The 18,696-nt window shown below is 62.5% G+C and carries 15 protein-coding genes; 9 read left to right on the top strand and 6 right to left on the bottom strand.

Translation table 11 applies throughout. From position 1 onward, the window contains the following. Window positions 1-36: 36 nt before the first annotated feature. On the top strand, window positions 37-5,217 hold the full coding sequence (locus CON77_RS08875; protein WP_101048796.1) for a retention module-containing protein: 5,181 nt from the start codon (window positions 37-39) through the stop codon (window positions 5,215-5,217). 331 nt (window positions 5,218-5,548) lie between these two features. On the opposite strand, the gene CON77_RS08870 is transcribed toward CON77_RS08875, so the two are convergent. From CON77_RS08870 to CON77_RS08860, 3 genes are all read right to left on the bottom strand, one after another. After that, complete coding sequence (locus tag CON77_RS08870) at window positions 5,549-6,313, bottom strand: type IV pilin protein (RefSeq protein WP_101048795.1); 765 nt, start codon at window positions 6,311-6,313, stop codon at window positions 5,549-5,551. An 85-nt stretch (window positions 6,314-6,398) separates the two neighbouring features. Next, the gene (locus CON77_RS08865) at window positions 6,399-8,312 is read right to left on the bottom strand and encodes a bifunctional diguanylate cyclase/phosphodiesterase (RefSeq protein WP_101048794.1); all 1,914 of its coding nucleotides are present in this window, start codon (window positions 8,310-8,312) and stop codon (window positions 6,399-6,401) included. Window positions 8,313-8,345: 33 nt separating this feature from the next. Beyond that, window positions 8,346-8,963 (bottom strand): transglutaminase-like cysteine peptidase, encoded by a 618-nt coding sequence (locus CON77_RS08860; protein WP_232788464.1) that lies wholly within the window; start codon window positions 8,961-8,963, stop codon window positions 8,346-8,348. 240 nt (window positions 8,964-9,203) lie between these two features. Here CON77_RS08860 and CON77_RS08855 point away from each other — a divergent pair, with 240 nt between their 5' ends. Further along, entirely contained in the window at window positions 9,204-11,051 is a 1,848-nt protein-coding gene (locus tag CON77_RS08855) for a TolC family outer membrane protein (RefSeq protein ID WP_101048792.1), read from the top strand. Window positions 11,052-11,170: 119 nt separating this feature from the next. Here CON77_RS08855 and lipA read toward each other — a convergent pair whose 3' ends face one another. From lipA to CON77_RS08840, 3 genes are read right to left on the bottom strand one after another with little or no spacing between them, the layout of a single operon-like run. Next, entirely contained in the window at window positions 11,171-12,151 is a 981-nt protein-coding gene (gene lipA / locus CON77_RS08850) for a lipoyl synthase (RefSeq protein WP_101048791.1), read from the bottom strand. 30 nt (window positions 12,152-12,181) lie between these two features. Further along, window positions 12,182-12,856, bottom strand: a complete 675-nt coding sequence (gene lipB, locus CON77_RS08845; RefSeq protein ID WP_439650545.1) for a lipoyl(octanoyl) transferase LipB — start codon at window positions 12,854-12,856, stop codon at window positions 12,182-12,184. Next, window positions 12,853-13,128 carry an HP0495 family protein gene (locus CON77_RS08840; protein WP_101048790.1) on the bottom strand — a complete coding sequence of 92 codons (276 nt, stop codon included), beginning with the start codon at window positions 13,126-13,128 and terminating at the stop codon, window positions 12,853-12,855. Before CON77_RS08840 ends, lipB begins: the two co-directional genes overlap by 4 nt. A gap of 239 nt (window positions 13,129-13,367) precedes the next feature. Here CON77_RS08840 and CON77_RS08835 point away from each other — a divergent pair, with 239 nt between their 5' ends. The 7 genes from CON77_RS08835 to atpG all read left to right on the top strand — a co-directional run bounded on the left by CON77_RS08835 (window position 13,368) and on the right by atpG (window position 18,681). Further along, window positions 13,368-13,826 carry an ATP synthase subunit I gene (locus tag CON77_RS08835; protein WP_232788463.1) on the top strand — a complete coding sequence of 153 codons (459 nt, stop codon included), beginning with the start codon at window positions 13,368-13,370 and terminating at the stop codon, window positions 13,824-13,826. A gap of 36 nt (window positions 13,827-13,862) precedes the next feature. Next, window positions 13,863-14,732: a F0F1 ATP synthase subunit A gene (gene atpB, locus CON77_RS08830; RefSeq protein ID WP_101048788.1), complete on the top strand. Its 870-nt coding sequence runs from the start codon at window positions 13,863-13,865 to the stop codon at window positions 14,730-14,732. A gap of 73 nt (window positions 14,733-14,805) precedes the next feature. Next, window positions 14,806-15,051 carry a F0F1 ATP synthase subunit C gene (atpE, locus tag CON77_RS08825; RefSeq protein WP_101048787.1) on the top strand — a complete coding sequence of 82 codons (246 nt, stop codon included), beginning with the start codon at window positions 14,806-14,808 and terminating at the stop codon, window positions 15,049-15,051. A gap of 97 nt (window positions 15,052-15,148) precedes the next feature. Next, window positions 15,149-15,619: a F0F1 ATP synthase subunit B gene (locus CON77_RS08820; protein WP_101048786.1), complete on the top strand. Its 471-nt coding sequence runs from the start codon at window positions 15,149-15,151 to the stop codon at window positions 15,617-15,619. A 23-nt stretch (window positions 15,620-15,642) separates the two neighbouring features. Further along, window positions 15,643-16,173, top strand: coding sequence for a F0F1 ATP synthase subunit delta (locus tag CON77_RS08815; protein ID WP_101048785.1), 531 nt, complete (start codon window positions 15,643-15,645; stop codon window positions 16,171-16,173). A gap of 49 nt (window positions 16,174-16,222) precedes the next feature. Beyond that, entirely contained in the window at window positions 16,223-17,779 is a 1,557-nt protein-coding gene (gene atpA, locus CON77_RS08810) for a F0F1 ATP synthase subunit alpha (RefSeq protein ID WP_101048784.1), read from the top strand. Between the two features lie 32 nt (window positions 17,780-17,811). Further along, on the top strand, window positions 17,812-18,681 hold the full coding sequence (gene atpG, locus CON77_RS08805; protein ID WP_101048783.1) for a F0F1 ATP synthase subunit gamma: 870 nt from the start codon (window positions 17,812-17,814) through the stop codon (window positions 18,679-18,681). The last annotated feature ends 15 nt before the right edge of the window (window positions 18,682-18,696 follow it).

Raw genomic sequence — 18,696 nt, 5'->3', positions numbered from 1 at the left:
AAGCTGCGGCCATAGTTATTTACCAGGAGTGTCACCATGGCCAAAGCCACCGTACTGTCCGTCACCGGCAACGCCGTCGTCGTCCAAGCCGACGGCAGCACCCGCGCCCTCAAAGTGGGCGACGTGGTCCAGAAAGGCGAAACCGTCCGCACCGCGGCCGGCGCCCGCGTGGAATTGATGATGGAAGACGGCCAGGTGGTGGCCATGGGCCCCACGCAAACCGTGCGCGTGGACGAAGCCATGGCCAAGGCCGAGGACACCCCGGCCGCCGAAAACGCCGCGGTGCAAAACGGCACCATCGAGCAGATCACCCAGGTGCTGGAGCAGGGCGGCGACCTGACGCAGGAACTGGAAGCCGCAGCGGCCGGTGCCACCGCCGGTGGTGGTGGCGACGGCAGCGACTTTGTGCGCCTGCTGCGGATTGTTGAGGGTGTGGACCCGCTGGCTTACGACTACAACTTTGATCCGTTGGGCCAGCCGGATGAAATCCTGTTGAGTGCTGCGGTGGTGGAGCCGGACCCTGTGACTTTGACTCAGACCTTGATGGTCGAAGAAGAGTCGATCCCCGAAAGTGGCGGTATCAATGAGCCTGATGACGGACTTGACTACCAAGCAGGTGGGCAGGTGTGGTCTGGTGGCGCTTCTGGGACGATCAACACGGTTTCGTTGCCAGGCACCAACTTTGCGCCGGTTGCTGTTCCGCCGGGCGGAAGCGTCACCGTCTTCTTTGATGCGGATGGCCTGCCCATAGAGGCCGGCAGCAGCAGCGTTGCGGCAGTCAAGCTGACCGTGACTTCGAGTGGCTCATACACGCTGGAAGTGGTCGGCCCGGTCAATCACAAAATTGGCGGTGGTGAGAACGACTTTACCTTGCCTGCAGTCACGCTGACTGGCGAGGAAAGCAACGGTGCAGATACGACGCTCAATTTGACGTTGACGGTTCAGGATGATGTGCCAGTTGCGCAAGTTCAAGATCCTGATGTGGTTTTTGAAGGTGAGTACACGGTTCCTAGCTTGGTGGTGGATGAGTCTCCCGAGCCTGAGGTTGGTGATGGTGCTCGTTCTGCGACCGCAGATTTCTCTATTTACTTTGTCACGGATGCTGATGCTGATATATCCAATAACGTAGCTTATGGTGCAGATGGGCCCGGAGCTGCCACGTACAGCATGGCTCTGACAAGCACTTCTGGTGGAGTGGTTACGTCTGCGGATGGTGTTGATAGCGGTATTTTTGCTTTGGATGTCGACGGCGGAAAAGGCGATGTCATTAAGCTTTACGTTAATTCTGAGACTGGTGCGATTGAGGGGAGAATATCGGCGGACGGGGATGTCTATTTCACCATTTCGATTGATCAAGCTTTAGGGCATGTTCAATTGTCCTTGGAAGAAGGTATGCCTGTGTGGCATGCGCAAGGCGGAGCCGAGCACGACGATTCGTCTTATCTGACTTTGGCATTTGATGAGTCGGGTGGGTATGCGTTGACCATTACCCAGACCGTTACTGATGCAGATGGCGATTTTGATACTGTGTCGGTGAATATCGCGGGTTACAACTCTGTTGCTGGTCAAGAGGCATTTGATATTCAGGACGACGGCCCGACGCTGACGGTGAGCGAGGATGTGTCCGCGACGGAAGCTGCTGCGCTGGCGGTCAATGTGGACGAGACCGAGGGTGCTGAGCGTCTGGCCGCGGGCGAGACGGACACGGACGGCAACACCGACGATGCTGGTGCGGGTCTGGGTCAAGCCACCACGACAGTGTCGGGTGGTCTGGTGAACCTGTTTGCCGCGCTGGGCGGCAACTACGGTGCCGACGGCGCCGGCGGCACCAGCGGCACGTTCAGCTTCGTGGGCATCCCCGAAGACGGAGAGTTGGCGACCAACCTGAAGGCCACGGACGGTGGCGACATCGTGCTGCAGATGGGCACGGGCGACTACGCTGGCATGGTGGTGGGTGTGGACACGGACGACGATGTGGTGTTCAGCATCGCGATCGTGAACACGGGCACGGCGCAAGCGCCGGTGTACCAGTTGCAGACCACCTTGTACGAGGCGATCGATCACTCGGCGGCCCAAGGCGGTGACGAGGCCAAGTTCGACGAAGCGCTGGCCCTGAACCTGGCCGAGGACGGTGCGCTGCAGTTGCAGTACAGCGTCACGCGAGAAGACGCCGACGGTGACAGCATCACCGAGTCGGCCACGGTGGACCTGGTCAGCCGCAGCACGGACGAAGAGACCGAAGAGGTCAGCGACACAAGCTACTTCAGCTTCGACGACGACGGCCCCCTGGCCGCTGTGCCGAATGCATCTTTGCTGGGTACGGTCACTCCGGCCAAGCTGGACGAATCCAAACTCCCGGCCAACGGTGGCGACGGTGTGTACAGCGCAACGGTGAGTGTGGCCGCAGCGTTTGGTACCACTGCTGCGGGCAGCTATGGCACGGATGGCCAAGGCGCGACGACCTATGCGGTCAAACTTAACCTGGCACAGGGTGAAACCCGAGTGGGCTCTGGCTTGTACCTGCTGGATCCGACAGACAAAGTGGCCTCAACCAACAACGATGCCAACTTGCAGGACAACGACGGTTATGGCCAAGGCGTCGAGATCATGTTGTTTGATAACGGCGACGGCACGGTCAGCGGCAAGGCCGATGTGAACGGAGACGGTACCTACGAATTGTCGGTGTTCACCCTGTCGGTCAGCGCCACTGGCGTGGTGACTTTTGCCTACGCCAATCAAATCGATCCGGCCAACATCTGGCACGCCAACACGGCCAGCGGTGACGATGCGGCCTCGTTGCAGACGGCGGTTGCGGGCAAATTGGTGGTGGTGCAGACCATCACCGATGCCGATGGTGATTCGGCCACCTCTGCCGGTCTGGACATCGGCACGGGTGGGTTCTTCAAGATCGAAGACGACGGTTTGACGGCATTCACCCCGGAGAAGGCCCGCCTGGTCGATCAATTGGGCACGGCGCACACTTACACCGGCTCGCTGAACTTTGCAGGCCACTATGGCACCGACGGTTTGGGTGGGACGGTGTTTTTCACCTTCACCGAAGGCACTGCAGCGACGGATGCGAGTGGCAAAACTTTGTCCTTGAACGGCGAAACCTTGTACCTCTATTACGGTGCTGACGGGGACAAGACGATGTTGATTGCCAAAACCCTGACCGGTGTGGTCGGTTTCACCATCGACATGGATGCAGCAACCGACAGCTACACCATGACCGAGTACGGCATCATTTCCAATGGTGTCCAACAGGTCAATGTCAACGACTTGTCGGGGGTGGGCGGGGGTAATAACGCCTACAAAGCGCTCAACCTCGGCACCAACCAGACGCCCGACACCAACCCGGCCAACGATGTCCTGGCCTCTACGGTGTCCGGTGAGACGGTCAACACCAGTTCCGCTTACATTGGGGTCGGTGAGGGGCAGGACATGGGCGATGACGATCGCCTGCGTCTGGACTTTGTGAACAACTTGGGCACGACGGCCATCACCGCCAGCAACCCAACCGGTTTCACTTACACGTCACACAACCTGACCTCGGTGTTCCAGCAAGAGGTGGCGTGGGTGAAGGGTTCTGGCAACACCGCCAACCTCAAACTCACGGCCATCCGAGCCGACAACGACAACTCATTCATCGGTGATGCTTCTGGCGAAACCAAGGTGAACCTGAGCCCGTCAAATATCACGGTGTATGACGCCGGCGGCAATGTGGTGACGTCTGGCACCAACGGCTTGCTTGTGCTGGATTCAGGGGACTCGGTATTGATCCTGGGCATGCAGGAAGGCTGGGATTACAAAATCACCACCACTGGGGCTTCCAACCAGTTCAGCGCCGTGGAAATTGAAGGTATGGGTGACTACCTCTACGACCCGCCATCTGGCTCCGACGTGAAGTACGAAGGAGACGACTTCAAGCTGGGGGTGTTTTCTTACGAAACCCCGGGCACGTCCAGCCCCCTGGACTTGTCCTACGGCATCGTGGGCTTGGACGGCGATGGCGACTCAGTCACCAGCAGCATCGCGGCCACCTTGTACCCGTTCTCCTTGGTCACGGAAGGCAGTGGTTCGGACAACGTCATCAATGGCGATTCGACCGGCGTTTTGTCCGATGTGATCTTTGGCTATGCCGGCAACGACACCCTGGACGGCAAAGCCGGCCATGATGTGCTGGTGGGTGGCGAAGGCGACGACATCCTGCGTGGAGGCCTGGGCAACGACACCCTCAGTGGCGGCTCCGGCAACGACACTTTGATTGGCGATCCTGTTGGGCGTCGGGTCGTGGCCGATGTCCGCTCCGGCGACACCGGCGCCACCGGCGGAGCCAGCAACAACCAATTTGGATTTGTCTTTGCCAGCGGTATTGGTCTGTCCGTCACGCAGATCACAATTGATATCACAGGCTTGGGCACTTTCGATCAGGCCGAAAGCAATTCCAAGGCGTTTGTCGTTGGCAGCGAGTCTGGTGTGCTGGCCGCTGACATCGCTACGATGAGCTCTGGGGATGTCACCAAACTGGTGATCACTTTCCAGCCTGGCGCATTTGTGGCGGGGGAAACCCTTCGCTTCGGTATCGATACCGACGGTTCTAATATCGATGAAGGTGGAGATTTTGGTGACGAGGCGGTGCCCTTCACCGTGACTTTCAGCGATGGTGTGACCTTGAGCGGCACGTACGGAGAGAACGGCGCGGCCAGTCTCGGGTCTGTCGAGACGAGCGGTGGTTCCGACATGTTGAGTGGCGGTGCAGGCAACGACACCCTCATCGGAGGTGTGGGCAACGACATCCTGATCGGCGATGCGGGCCAAGACGCTTTCGTCTGGAACTTGGGGGATGCTGGGTCTGCGGGTGCCAAAGATGTCATCAAAGATTTCGACGTCAGCACCAACGCGAACGCTGGGGGCACTGGAGACGTTCTTGACATCCGTGACCTGATCAATGTCGAGGAAAACGCAACGTCGTTGGCCCCTTACCTCAGCTTTGCGAATGTCGACAACAAGCTGGCCTTGGTGGTGGATGTCGACGGTGCTGGTTTGGGTACCATCAAACAGACCATCGTGTTCGACAATGTGGATGTGAGCGGCGGCAACTTGCAGGGCGCGATTGATACTTTCGCAAACAGCATGGGATTGGCTGGAACCGGGGTATCGAGTGCAGACTTGATTTCCAAGATGCTGGCCGATGGCCATTTGAAGACCGATCTCTGATTTCGATGACGCCCTGGGCCTTGCTCGGCAGGCATGGGGCCAGACAAAACCTCGCTTCAAAAGAGCGGGGTTTTCTTTTTAAAAAGCTTCAGTGCTGCTGAAATCCCCTTGAAAACCTGAACCAGTGGGGAGTAGGAAGTCCATTCAACTGAGTCTCTAATGAAGAAATTCAGATTCAGTGAAGCGCATACGTGCCCTCTCCCCGGTCGAGAACTGTGTAAAAAATTTCCCAACCTCTACTTCTGAATGGCTCAGGAGTTCGAGGTGGCTTCACCTCAGCTTCGAATCCGACGTGAGGGTTCTCTGGTGCAGCCCAAAAAGCGCGATGGCTTTAACTGGTTTTGAAATAAATCGTGCTCTTTTCCTTGCCGGCATTCACCGTCAGCGAAAAGGTTTTGTCTTTTTTGTCGGGCGCTTCCATGTCGATTTCCAGCGTCCCTTTTTTGCTGTTGTAGGAAAAGTCGTCCACCTTTGCCCCACCCGTGGTGACCAGTTTGATGTCTTTTTCGGAAATCTTGCCCAAGCCTTGCACGCTGAACGACACCTCAAAGTCGTCTCCGGCTTTGACCCGGCACGTTTTACCCTCGCTCGTGCAGTCCTTGTACTGGTCCGACACCTGCAAAGCAGCTTGGGCGTTGTCGCCGCCAGTGGCGCCCCCCTTGTTGCTGCCTGACGCAGCAGTGCTAGGCGGTTCTGGGGTGGGCTCTGCTGCGGGTGCGGTGGTTTCCGCGCTGGGGCTTGCCGCGTTTCCCGTCGTGCCGTCTGTTGGCGTTGACCCCGACGCGGAAGGGGGCTGTGTGGCCTCGGGCGGGTTGGTGGCGTTGGCGGGGGACGCTGGCGAAGCCGTGTCGCTGGTCTGGGGTGGGTTGGCAGGAGCCGTGGCTGCAGGGGGCGTGGCAGCCCCAGCGCTGGGTATAGGGCCTTCCAGGGCTTCCACCGCCAGCGCAATGCGCTCGCCCATCCCTTCGACCGTGTCAGAGGTGGTTTCGGCCCTCTCCACAAAAGCCCGGTAGCTGGGCACAGCAATCATGGCCAGTATGCCGATGACGGCGGTGACCACCATGATTTCGACGAGTGTGTATCCCTGCTGTTGCATGCGCTATCCCTGTAAAAGTATTTTTTGAGTATAAAAAATATCAAAATAAATTTCAATTTTCTTTTTTTAAGTGGTTTGAGCGCTCTCATCGCACCCCCGGCCCCGTTGCCCCATCAAACCCCAGCTGTGCCAGCAGAGGCAGGTCGTCCCGGCTTTCCACGCCCAGGGCAATCACGGTGATGCCCAGTGCATGTGCCATGGCGCACAGGCCTTTCAGGAATTCCTGGTTGCCCACGTTGGTGCTGATGCCGCGCACATAACTCGGGTGCACCTTGATGTAGTCCAGCCCCAGGCTGGCCAGCTTGTCGGTTTCGGCAAAACGCTGGCCGAAGTATTCGATGCCCACCCGGCAGCCCAGCGCCTTGAGGCTGCGCGCCAGGTCGCGAAAGGCCTCGAACTGCTTGAACACGCCGTACTCCGGCACCTCGAACAGCAGGCGCGGGCACAGGTCCGGGTAGTTCTGCAGCAGCTGCACCAGCCGCTGGCGGAAGCCGAAGTCCGCGATCGTCTCGGCCGACAGGTTCACCGCCACGTCCCCCGCCACCTGCCGCAGGTGTTCGATGGCCAGCTTCACCACGCCCAGGTCGATGGGCGCGGTCAGGTTCAGGTTGGCGGCCATGGGCATGAAGTCCCCGGCCGACAGGCGCTGGCCCATGCCGTCCATTTGCAGGCGGATCACGCCCTCCTGGTGCAGCGGGCGGCTGGCGTCGCCACGCACCACCGGGAAAAAGGCCAGGCTCAGTTGCCCGCCGTTGACCGCCTCGGTCAGCAGGGTGCGCCAGCGTTCGGCCGGCAGGCTGGGTTGGTGGGTGCCTTCTTCCACCGCGTGCCAGCTGTTGGGGCCTTTGGCCTGGGCCTGGGCCAGGGCCTGGTCCACCCGGCTCAACAGGTCGCCCACGCCCTGGTTGCGCACATAACCCACCGCGGCCAGGCTGAACAGGTCGGGGAAGCCGCCTTCCCAGTGCGGCAGCCAGTCGCGGCACAGGCGTTCGTGGATGTCTTGTGCCGCGGCCGTGGGCGAGGCGATGGTGGGGCACACCACCGCGAATTCGCCGCCCTTGACCCGACCGGCCCGCTGGCCGGGGTGGTCGTTGCCGCTGTCGTACAGCACCTGGCCCAGCTCCTTCAGCAACTGGTCGGCGCGCTGGTGGCCCAGCTTGGCGTTCAATTCGTTCAGGTAGGCCAGGCGCACCACCACCAGGCTGCCGTTGGAGCCGAACTGCTCGCCCGTCAGGATCTCGCGCAGGTGCGACAGGAAATATTCCCGGTTGGCCAGGCCGGTCACCGGGTCGCTGTTGACCTTCTTGCGCAGCGCCTCCAGCCGGGCCGATTCTTCGGCGAACATGGCCTTGAGCCGCCCCACCATGTCGTTCATGGCACGCGTCACCGCGCGCAGCTCGGGCGTGCGCGGTTCGCCCACGGTCAGGAAGCGCCGCTCCGCGATCGCGTGCGCCTGGCCCACCACCTCGCCCAGTGGCCGGGTGATGACGCGGATGGCAAACGTGCCGGCCACGCCGGTGAACAGGCTGCCCGCCACGAACCACAGCAGCAGCTCCAGCGTGCCTTCCCACAGGCTCTTGTAGGCGTACTGTTCGTGGCTGGCCAGGCTGATGGTGCCGAACTGTTTCCAGCCGTCTTGGATCAGCGCCTGACCCGGTTGCACGTCGATCGGGATCAGGTCGGCGAACCACTGCGGCGCCCCTTCGAGCTGGCCTTCGTACTGTTTCTCCACAATCACCTCGCCCGTGGGGGCGGTGACGCGGATGAAGCGGTAGTGCCCCGCGTCGAACTGCGCCGACACCTGCAGCTCCACCGTCACCGGGTCTTTGTCGAGCTGCGTCAGCGACAGCGCCAGCGAGGTCGCGTTGTCGATGTTCTTCACCTGCAGCTGTTGCTCCAGGTAATGCCGCGCCGACAGCACGCTGACCACCAGGCTGCCGCCGAAGGCCAGGGTCATGACCAGCGCGATCGCGGTCCAGAGTTGTTTGATGAGTGACATGCTAGAGCCCCTTGGGTATGGCGGGTATGTGCTTCACAAACCCTCCTGTTTCATCCGTTCCAGCACCTCGCGCCATTTGGACAGGCGGGCGGTGGGGTCGGCCGCCGAGGCGGATTGTCCGGCCACCCACAGGCCTTGCTGATTGAAGCTGAACACGGGTGACAGGTCGGTGCGCTGTGCGGCCGGCCGCACGCTGCTGATGAGGTTGTCCAGGATCACCGGCTCGCCGGTCGGGTCTTCGAAATAGCCCAGCACCATGTGCGCTTCGGTCTTGGCGCCGGCGGTGCGGGCGCGCACGTAGATCATGCGCAGCTTGTCGTTGGGCACGTCCAGCAGCAACAGCGTCATGTACTTGGCGATGGCGAAGTCCTCGCAGTCGCCGGTGGCGCGGCCCATGAATTCCAGCGGCGTGGCCCAGTAGTCGTTCTGCTGCCACACCACCGGGTCCAATTCGTAAAAGATGCGCCGGTTGAAGAAGGTGTTGACCGCGGCCAGTTTCTGTTCCACCGGTTGGCTGCGGTTGTCTTCCATCATGCGCCGCCAGGCGGCCACCGTCTGGGTGGCCTGGGCGCCGTAGCGTTCCTGGGCCAGCGTCTGCATGCGGTCCAGGTTGGGGGCGGCCAGGGTCAGGCCCCACAGCGACGCGAGCAAGCCCAGGCCCGCCCACCACAGCGACCCAGAAACCCGGACGATACTGAAAAAATGCCTCACGTGTTGCGGTTCATAAAGCTTGGTAGAAAAAAACGCAAGCCCCCCACACAAAAGACCTTGACGTTGATTAGGATACCGCAAGACAATGATCGTCCGATTTGATTCGAATGATAGTCGGTTGTCTGAAGTAAGTCTTGCGTTTCCGGAAGCCGGGGACGCGCAACCCAAGGGGAAATCCAAATGAAAGCCCAAACCGCTTTGACCGCGGTCGCCATGGCCGTGGTGGTGTTCAGTGCCCAGGCCGCCTTGGCCCAGGCCCTGCCCGAGCCCATGGTCGCGGCCATCCGCCAGGCCGTTGCCAACAACCCCGAAGTCCAGGCCCGCTGGCACAACTTCACCGCCGCCGACGCCGAAAAGGACGTCGCCAAGGCCGGCTGGCGGCCCCAGGTGGACCTGACCCACGGTTTCGGTGTAGAGCGCAACAAGGGCCCTGGCGTGCTGCCCAGCGGCGACTCCGGCACCTACAGCCGCAACGGCGGTGCCCTGACCCTGACGCAAACCCTGTTCGACGGCTTCTACACCAAGAACGAGGTGCAGCGCCTGAGCTACGCCAAGCTCACCCGCTACTACGAGTTGCTGGAGGCCGCCGAAACCGTGGCCCTGGAAGCCGCCCGCGCCTACGCCGACGTGGCCCGCTATTCCGCCCTGGTGGAAGAGGCCAAGCAGAACTTCGTGGAGCACAAGGTCACCGCCAACCAGATCGAAGAACGCTCCAGCGCAGGTGTCAGCCGCCGTGTGGACACCGACCAGGCCACCGGCCGTCTGGCCCTGGCCGAGTCCAACCTGCTGACCGAGGTGTCCAACCTGCACGACGTGAGCGCGCGTTACCAGCGCATCATGGGCGTGGTACCGCCGGCCACGCTGCCGCCCATGGCCGGGGGCCTCAAGCTCCAGGGCCTGCCCGGCAGCATGACCCAGGCCATGACCGAGGGCCTGCCCAACAGCCCCACCATCAACGCCGCCTACGAGAACGTGCGCTCCACGCGTTCGCAGATCGAATCGCGCAAGGCCGGCTACTGGCCGCGGGTGGACTTCCGCATCCGCCAGACCTGGGGCCACAACATCGACAACGTCCAGGGCAACAGCCGCGACACCGTGGCCGAGGTGCTGCTGAACTACAACCTGTACCGCGGCGGTGCCGACAAGGCCCGCGAATCGCAGGCGGTGGAGTTCAACAAACAGGCCCGCGATCTGCAGGAGAAGGCTTGCCGTGACGTGCGCCAGACCCTGGCCATCGCCTACAACGACGTGGTCCGCTTGAACGAACAACTCGGTTACCTGAACCAGCACCGCCTGTCCACCGAAGTGGCGCGCGAGGCCTACCGCCAGCAGTTCGACATCGGCCAGCGCACCCTGCTCGACGTGCTCGACACCCAGAACGAATACTTCGAAGCCAGCCGGGCCTACCTGAACGCCCAGTACAACGAGTTCGTGGCCCAGGCCCGCACCCTGTCCAGCATGGGCCGTCTGGTGTCGGCCCTGGGCGTGACCCGCGCCAACCAGCCCACCCTGGAAGACGTGGGCCAAGACCGCGGCCTGTTGCCGCCGGAAGAGCTGTGTCCGTTTGAAACGCCTGCCCTGCTGGCCGTGGACAAGGCCAAGGCCGTGGCCGACGCCCCGGTGCGTGCCCGTCCCGCTGCACCCGCCCCGGCGGCCGCTGCACCTGCGCCCACCAAAGTCACCTTCAAGTCCGATGCGCTCTTCGACTTCGACAAGGCCGAACTCAAGCCCGAAGGCAAGAAGGGCTTGGACGAGCTGGTCACCAAAATCAAGGGCATGAGCCTGGATGTGGCGATCGCCGTGGGCCACACCGACGGCATGGGGTCCGATGCCTACAACCAGGCCCTGTCGGAGCGCCGTGCCAACGCCGTGAAGGACTACCTGGTGAGCCAGGGCCTGCCGGCCGACAAGGTGCGCGCCGAAGGCAAGGGCGAAAGCGAGCCCGTGGCCAGCAACGACACCCGCGAAGGCCGCGCCAAGAACCGCCGCGTGGAAGTGACGGTGGTGGAGACCGCCAAGGCCAAGTGAGTTTGCGGTAGCAGCGCGGGATTTTCACCCGCGCCAGCCAAGCAAAAGGCCACTCCTGAGGAGTGGCCTTTTTTGTTCGCGTGGGCTGGGGCCTTGCGTTGGGCGGTGTTGCCCGGGGGTCAGACCCCGGCCGCGTGCGCCTGCTGGTCGGCGTGGTAGCTGCTGCGCACCATGGCCCCCACGGCGGCGTGGGAAAAACCCATCTCGTAGGCCTGGGCCTCGAACATCTTGAAGGTGTCCGGGTGCACGTAGCGGCGCACCGGCAGGTGGTGGCCGCTGGGCGCCAGGTATTGGCCAATGGTCAGCATGTCGATGTCGTGGGCGCGCATGTCGCGCATCACGTCCAGGATTTCCTCGTCGGTTTCGCCCAGGCCCACCATCAGTCCGCTCTTGGTGGGCACGTCGGGGTGCAGGGCCTTGAACTTTTTCAGCAGGTTCAGGCTGAAGGCGTAGTCGGAACCCGGGCGCGCTTCCTTGTACAGGCGCGGCACGGTTTCCAGGTTGTGGTTCATCACGTCGGGCGGCGCGGCCTTCAGGATCTCCAGCGCGCGGTCGTCCCGGCCGCGAAAGTCGGGCACCAGCACCTCGATCTGCGTCAGCGGTGACAGCTCGCGGGTTTTCTGGATGCAGGCCACAAAGTGCCCGGCGCCGCCGTCGCGCAGGTCGTCGCGGTCCACGCTGGTGATCACCACGTACTTCAGCTTCAGCGCCGCGATGGTCTTGGCCAGGTTCTCGGGCTCGTTCACGTCGAGCGGGTCCGGGCGGCCGTGGCCCACGTCGCAGAAGGGGCAGCGGCGGGTGCACTTGTCGCCCATGATCATGAAGGTGGCCGTGCCCTTGCCGAAGCATTCGCCGATGTTGGGGCAGGACGCTTCCTCGCACACCGTCACCAGCTTGTTCTGGCGCAGGATGTCCTTGATCTCGTAGAAGCGGGTGCTGGGCGAGCCGGCCTTGACGCGGATCCAATCGGGTTTTTTCAGCACCTCGGCCGGCACCACCTTGATCGGGATGCGGGCCGTCTTGGCCTGGCTTTTCTGCTTGGCGGTGGGGTCGTACTGGTCGGCCGGGGCCGCGTCGCGAACGACGGGAGGGGTGCTCATGGTGCGGGTTCCGTGTGGGGTGTCGGGGGCTCAAGGGGCCAGCAGGGCGCCGAGCTGTTGGCTCAACACTGCGGCCACCTCGGCGGGCGATGCCTGTACCCCGATTGTAGAAAGGTCCACGGTTTGCAGGCCGGCGTAGCCGCAGGGGTTGATGCGGCGGTAGGGTTCCAGGTCCATGGCCACGTTCAAGGCCAGGCCGTGGTAGGTGCTGTGGCGCTGCACCTTGATGCCCAGGGCGCTGATCTTGCCCAGGCCGGCGAAAGGGTCGCCGCCGGGGCGCGGGCCGGTCAGGGCGCTGTGGTCGAAGGGGTTGGCCAGCCGGACGTAAATGCCGGGCGCGCTGGCCACGCGGTGCCCGGTCACGTGCCAGTGGCGCAGGGTGCGGATCACCGCTTCTTCCAGCCGGTAGACGTATTCCTTGACGAAGTAGCCGGCGCGCTGCAGGTCGATCAGGGGGTAGGCCACGACTTGGCCGGGGCCGTGGTAGGTGACCTGGCCGCCGCGGTTGGTGGCCACCACCGGGATGTCGCCGGGCAGCAGCACGTGGTCGGCCTTGCCGGCCAGGCCCTGGGTGAACACCGGCGGGTGCTCGCACAGCCAGAGTTCGTCGGCGGTGTCGGCGCTGCGCTCGGCGGTGAAGCGCTGCATGGCTTCGTAGGTGGGCAGGTAATCGACCCGCCCAAGTTCGCGCACCCGCAGGTTCACAGCACGACCTTGACCATGGGGTGGGTGGTCAGGGTGCGGTAAAGCTCGTCGAGTTGCTCGCGGCTGGTCACGCGCACGGTGACGGTCAGGCCCAGGTAGTTGCCGCTTTTGCTGGGGCGGTGTTCGATGGTGCCGGCATCGAAGGCCGGGTCGAACTGCGTGGCCACGTGGGCGATGGCGGCGGCAAACCCCTCGACGTGCACGCCCATGACCTTGATCGGGAAGTCGCAGGGGTATTCGATGAGCGACTGCTCGGGTGGGATGTGCTTCATGCTGTGTGGTCGTGGAGGGGTGGGTCGGTCCATTATCCCCAAGGCGCGAGCAAACAAGCGCCGTCAAAAAGCTTGACGGTCGCCTGGGGTTTCTACGTATAATGCGGGGCTTTGCTGGCTGTCCTCGGTCGGCGCGGCTTGTAACCTGCATGTAATTTGAGGATCGGACAATGACTCACCAGCCATCGTCTCCTCAAGTCCACACGGCGCCACCAGCGCCCGATGCTTGGACAGATGAGGTGCAAATCGAAGAATTCAAGCCCCTGACGCGCGAAGAAGCGCAGCAGTGGCGGGCGCGCCAGCCGCAGATGTCGCCCTGGCGTGTGGTGCGGTGGCAGTTCGTGCTGTTGTGTGTCGCGCCGCTGGTGGCCGGGTTGCTGACCCAGCGTGCCGCGGTCGGCTGGTCGGTGTTCTACGGGGGGCTGTGCATCGCGCTGCCTTCGGCGCTGATGGCCTACGGGGTGTCGTCCAGTCCGCTGTCGCGGATGGTGGTGCGCCTGTTCCCGGGGGCGGCGCGTCTGTCGTTGGCAGGGGTGTTTTTTTGGGAAGGCATCAAGGTGCTGTTGGCGCTGGCCATGATGTGGTCGGCCCCGCGCTGGGTGCCGGACCTGAGCTGGCTGGGCCTGGTGGCCGGGCTGGTGGTGGTGCTGAAGGCGTATTGGCTGGGCTTCTGGCTGAACCGCACTCGCTCGCTTTGATGTGTGATTTTTGACTTTTGATGGGCAGATTCAACCATGGCAACTGAAGGCGCAGGACCCACCCCGGGTGAATACATCGGCCACCACCTGGCCCACCTGGCGAACAAGAAGCAAACCGGCATCGTCGATTTCTCGGTGATCAACATCGATTCGGTGGTGTTCAGCTCGGTGCTGGGTCTGCTCGTCTGCTTCGTGCTGTGGCTGGCCGCGCGCAAGGCCACGGCCGGCGTGCCGGGTCGCTTCCAGGCTGCGGTGGAAATGTTGGTCGAGCTGGTGGACAACCAGGCCAAGGGCCTGATCCACAATGCCCAGAGCCGCAAATTGGTGAGCCCGATGGCGCTGACCGTGTTCTGCTGGATCTTCATGATGAACTTCATGGACATGCTGCCGGTGGACGCCCTGCCCGCCATCTGGCACGTGGCCGGGCCGGCCATGGGTTATTCCGACCACCTGCGTGTCGTGCCGACCGCCGACCTGTCGACCACCCTGGGTCTGTCGGTATCCGTGCTGATCATGTGCGTGTTCTACAACATCAAAATCAAGGGCCTGGGTGGCTGGTCGCACGAGTTGATCAGTGCGCCGTTCGGCACCAGCAAGAATCCTTTGTTTGCCATCCCCTTGGGTCTGGTGAACTTCCTCATGCAAATGATCGAATTCGTGGCGAAAACCGTTTCGCACGGCATGCGGTTGTTTGGCAACATGTTCGCGGGTGAACTGGTCTTCATGCTGATCGCGCTGCTGGGTGGTTACGCCACTCTCTCGCTCACGGGTGGCCTGTTATTCGTCGGGCACTTGGTCGCCGGCACGGTGTGGACCCTGTTCCACATCCTGGTCATCACCTTGCAGGCGTTCATCTTCATGATGCTGACTCTGATTTATCTGGGTCAAGCGCATGATGCGCACTGAGTTCGCGTAACCCGCGCACTGTGTTTCTCGTTCTCTCAACTTAACCTTCCTCTCATCTCTCAAAGGAGTCATCATGGAAAACGTTCTGGGTCTCGTCGCACTGGCTTGCGGTCTGATCGTCGCTCTGGGTGCCGTCGGCGCCTCTATCGGTATCGCAATCATGGGTGGCAAGTTCCTCGAGTCCTCCGCTCGTCAGCCCGAGCTGATGAACGACCTGCAGACCAAGATGTTCATTCTGGCGGGTCTGATCGACGCTGCGTTCCTGATCGGTGTGGCCGTTGCCCTGCTGTTCGCTTTCGCGAACCCCTTCGTCATCTGATAGTTTGCTGTGAGGAAGGGTACCCCGGTGCGTGCGCCGGGGTATGCGCCACAGCATCAGCGTTTCAACTTTCGATAACACACAGAAAGGCGTTGCGATGAATATCAATGCAACCCTCTTTGCGCAAGCGATCGTCTTCGCGGTCCTGGTGTGGTTCACGATGAAGTTCGTGTGGCCCCCGATCGCCAAGGCGCTGGATGAGCGCGCGCAAAAGATTTCCGAAGGTCTGGCTGCCTCCGAGACAGCGAAGACCGAGTTGGCCGTGGCCAACAAGCGTGTCGAGGAAGAGTTGAGCAAGTCGCGCAACGAATCCGCCGGTCGCCTGGCCGACGCCGAGCGCCGTGCACAGCAGATCATCGAAGAGGCCAAGGCCCGCGCCACCGACGAGGCCGCGAAGATCACCGCCGCTGCCCAGGCCGAAGCCGAACAGGCCATCTACAAGGCCCGTGAAGCCCTGCGCGAGCAAGTGGCCGGTCTGGCTGTCAAGGGCGCCGAGCAAATCCTCCAGCGCGAGATCAACGCCGGCGTCCACGCCGAGCTGCTGACCCGCCTGAAGACCGAACTCTGATCCCCGCGCACAAAGGTTGACCCATGGCCGAACTCGCCACCCTAGCACGACCCTACGCCGAAGCACTGTTCAAGGCCGCCCAGGCCAATGCGGCCGCCACGAACGAGTGGCTGGAGCAATTGGCCGCCATCGCAGGCGATGAGCAATTGCTGCAGTTGGCCGACAACCCGAAAGTCACGAACGAACAGGTGTTCGACGTGATCGCCGGGCTGGTCAAGCCGGCGCTGCCCGAGCAGGGCCAGAACTTCCTGCGCACCGTCATCGAGAACGCCCGCGTCTCGGTGTTGCCGGAAATGGCCCAGCAGTTCCGCGCTCTGATGAACGCCCAGCAAGGCAGCTCCGATGCGGTGGTGTACAGCGCCTACCCCATCGAAGGTGCCGCACTGGCCGACCTGGCCGGCGTTCTTGAAAAGCGTTTCGGACGCCAGCTGAATCTGCAGATCCAGCTGCAACCCGAACTGATCGGCGGCGTGCGCGTGGTGGTGGGTGACGAGGTGCTGGACACCTCCGTCAAAGCCCGTCTGGAACAAATGAGAGTGGCCCTGACGGCGTGAGCCGCGGTGTGTCCCGAAGCGTCACAATTTACGAAAGAAGGAAAGAGTCATGCAACTCAATCCCGCAGAAATTTCTGAACTGATCAAGTCCCGCATCGAAGGCTTGGCCCCCTCTGCCGATGTGCGCAACCAGGGTACCGTGGTGTCCGTGACCGACGGTATCGTCCGCATCCACGGCCTGAGCGACGTGATGCAGGGCGAGATGCTGGAATTCCCCGCCAACAAGGACGGTCAGGCCACTTTCGGTCTGGCGCTGAACCTGGAGCGTGACTCCGTGGGCGCCGTGATCCTGGGCGAATACGAGCACATTTCCGAAGGCGACACGGTCAAGTGCACCGGCCGCATCCTGGAAGTGCCGGTGGGCCCCGAGCTGGTGGGCCGCGTGGTCAACGCCCTGGGCGCTCCGATCGACGGCAAAGGTCCGATCAACGCCAAGATGACCGACGTGATCGAAAAAGTGGCGCCGGGCGTGATCGCCCGTCAGTCCGTGGACCAGCCGATGCAGACCGGCCTGAAGTCCATCGACTCGATGGTGCCCGTCGGCCGTGGCCAGCGCGAGTTGATCATCGGTGACCGCCAGACCGGCAAGACCGCCGTGGCGATCGACGCGATCATCAACCAGAAGGGTCAGAACATGACCTGTATCTACGTCGCCATCGGCCAGAAGGCGTCGTCGATCAAGAACGTGGTGCGCGCCCTGGAGCAAGCCGGTGCGATGGACTACACCATCGTGGTGGCCGCTTCCGCCTCCGAATCCGCTGCCATGCAGTACCTGTCGGCTTACTCCGGCTGCACCATGGGCGAGTACTTCCGCGACCGCGGCCAAGACGCCCTGATCGTGTACGACGACCTGTCCAAGCAGGCCGTGGCCTACCGCCAAGTGTCGCTGCTGCTGCGCCGCCCGCCGGGCCGCGAAGCCTACCCCGGCGACGTGTTCTACCTGCACAGCCGCCTGCTGGAACGCGCCGCCCGCGTGAACGCCGACTACGTCGAGGCCTTCACCAAAGGTGAAGTCAAGGGCAAGACCGGCTCACTGACCGCGCTGCCGATCATCGAAACCCAAGCCGGTGACGTGTCCGCCTTCGTGCCGACCAACGTGATTTCCATCACCGACGGTCAGATCTTCCTGGAAACCAGCCTGTTCAACGCCGGTATCCGCCCCGCCATCAACGCCGGTATCTCGGTGTCCCGCGTGGGTGGTGCCGCCCAGACCAAGCTGGTCAAGGGCCTGTCCGGCGGTATCCGTACCGACCTGGCGCAGTACCGCGAACTGGCTGCGTTTGCGCAGTTTGCTTCCGATCTGGACGAAGCCACCCGCAAGCAGCTGGACCGCGGTGCCCGCGTGACCGAACTGCTCAAGCAGGCCCAGTACAGCCCGCAGTCCATCAGCCTGATGGGTGCGACCCTGTACGCCGTGAACAAGGGCTTCATGGACGACGTGGACGTCAAGAAGATCCTGGCTTTCGAAGCTGGCATGCACGGCCACCTGAAGCACAAGCACGCTGCGTTGCTGGCCAAGCTGGAAAGCGCCAAGGCCATGGACAAGGACGCCGAAGCCGAATTGAACGCGGCCATCGCCGAGTTCAAGAAGAGCGGCACCTACTAAGCGGCGCGCGAGCGACCGATTAAGGAGCATCAATGGCAGCAGGCAAGGAAATACGCGGCAAGATCAAATCGGTGGAAAACACCAAGAAGATCACCAAAGCCATGGAAATGGTGGCCGCCTCCAAAATGCGCAAGGCGCAGGACCGCATGCGCATGGCCCGGCCGTTCAGCGAGAAGGTGCGCCAGATCGCTGCCAACCTGAGCCGTGCCAACCCGGACTACACGCACCCCTTCATGGTGAGCCACGACGACGCCACCACGGCGGGCATGATCGTGGTGACCACCGACAAGGGCCTGTGTGGCGGCATGAACACCAACGTGCTGCGCCAGGTGACGAACCAGCTCAAGGACCTGCAGGCCAAGGGCCACACCGCGGAAGCGGTGGCCATCGGCAACAAGGGCCTGGGCTTTTTGAACCGCATCGGCGCAAAGGTGGTGTCGCAGGTCACCGGTCTGGGCGACACGCCGCACCTCGACAAGCTGATCGGTCCGGTCAAGGTGCTGCTCGATGCTTACACCGAAGGTCGCATCAGCGCGGTGTACCTGTGCTACACCAAGTTCATCAACACGATGAAGCAAGAGGCGGTGGTGCAACAGCTGCTGCCCTTGAGCACCCAGGACCTGGAAACCGGTGAAGCCGGCCACGATTGGGACTACATCTACGAGCCGGACCAGCAGACCGTGATCGACGAGTTGCTGATCCGCTACGTGGAAGCCCAGGTGTACCAGGCTGTGGCCGAGAACATGGCGTCCGAGCAGTCGGCGCGCATGGTGGCCATGAAGGCCGCGACCGACAACGCCGGCAACGTGATCAACGAACTGAAGCTGGTCTACAACAAGACCCGTCAGGCCGGCATCACCAAAGAGTTGTCGGAAATCGTGGCAGGCGCCGCGGCCGTCTGAGGCCGGGGACTCAAG

It is taken from the genome of Macromonas nakdongensis, assembly GCF_002837145.1.
GTDB lineage: Bacteria > Pseudomonadota > Gammaproteobacteria > Burkholderiales > Burkholderiaceae_C > Macromonas_B > Macromonas_B nakdongensis.
This window is presented reverse-complemented; position numbering and strand designations above follow the sequence as displayed.

Coding starts and splice junctions, on each gene's coding strand:
- CON77_RS08840 (WP_101048790.1), bottom strand. CDS start 13,128: ATGAAGCACATCCCACCCGAGCAGTCGCTCATCGAATACCCCTGCGAC.
- CON77_RS08815 (WP_101048785.1), top strand. CDS start 15,643: ATGGCCGAACTCGCCACCCTAGCACGACCCTACGCCGAAGCACTGTTC.
- CON77_RS08875 (WP_101048796.1), top strand. CDS start 37: ATGGCCAAAGCCACCGTACTGTCCGTCACCGGCAACGCCGTCGTCGTC.
- atpB (WP_101048788.1), top strand. CDS start 13,863: ATGGCAACTGAAGGCGCAGGACCCACCCCGGGTGAATACATCGGCCAC.
- atpE (WP_101048787.1), top strand. CDS start 14,806: ATGGAAAACGTTCTGGGTCTCGTCGCACTGGCTTGCGGTCTGATCGTC.
- lipA (WP_101048791.1), bottom strand. CDS start 12,151: ATGAGCACCCCTCCCGTCGTTCGCGACGCGGCCCCGGCCGACCAGTAC.
- atpA (WP_101048784.1), top strand. CDS start 16,223: ATGCAACTCAATCCCGCAGAAATTTCTGAACTGATCAAGTCCCGCATC.
- CON77_RS08870 (WP_101048795.1), bottom strand. CDS start 6,313: ATGCAACAGCAGGGATACACACTCGTCGAAATCATGGTGGTCACCGCC.
- CON77_RS08820 (WP_101048786.1), top strand. CDS start 15,149: ATGAATATCAATGCAACCCTCTTTGCGCAAGCGATCGTCTTCGCGGTC.
- CON77_RS08855 (WP_101048792.1), top strand. CDS start 9,204: ATGAAAGCCCAAACCGCTTTGACCGCGGTCGCCATGGCCGTGGTGGTG.
- CON77_RS08865 (WP_101048794.1), bottom strand. CDS start 8,312: ATGTCACTCATCAAACAACTCTGGACCGCGATCGCGCTGGTCATGACC.
- atpG (WP_101048783.1), top strand. CDS start 17,812: ATGGCAGCAGGCAAGGAAATACGCGGCAAGATCAAATCGGTGGAAAAC.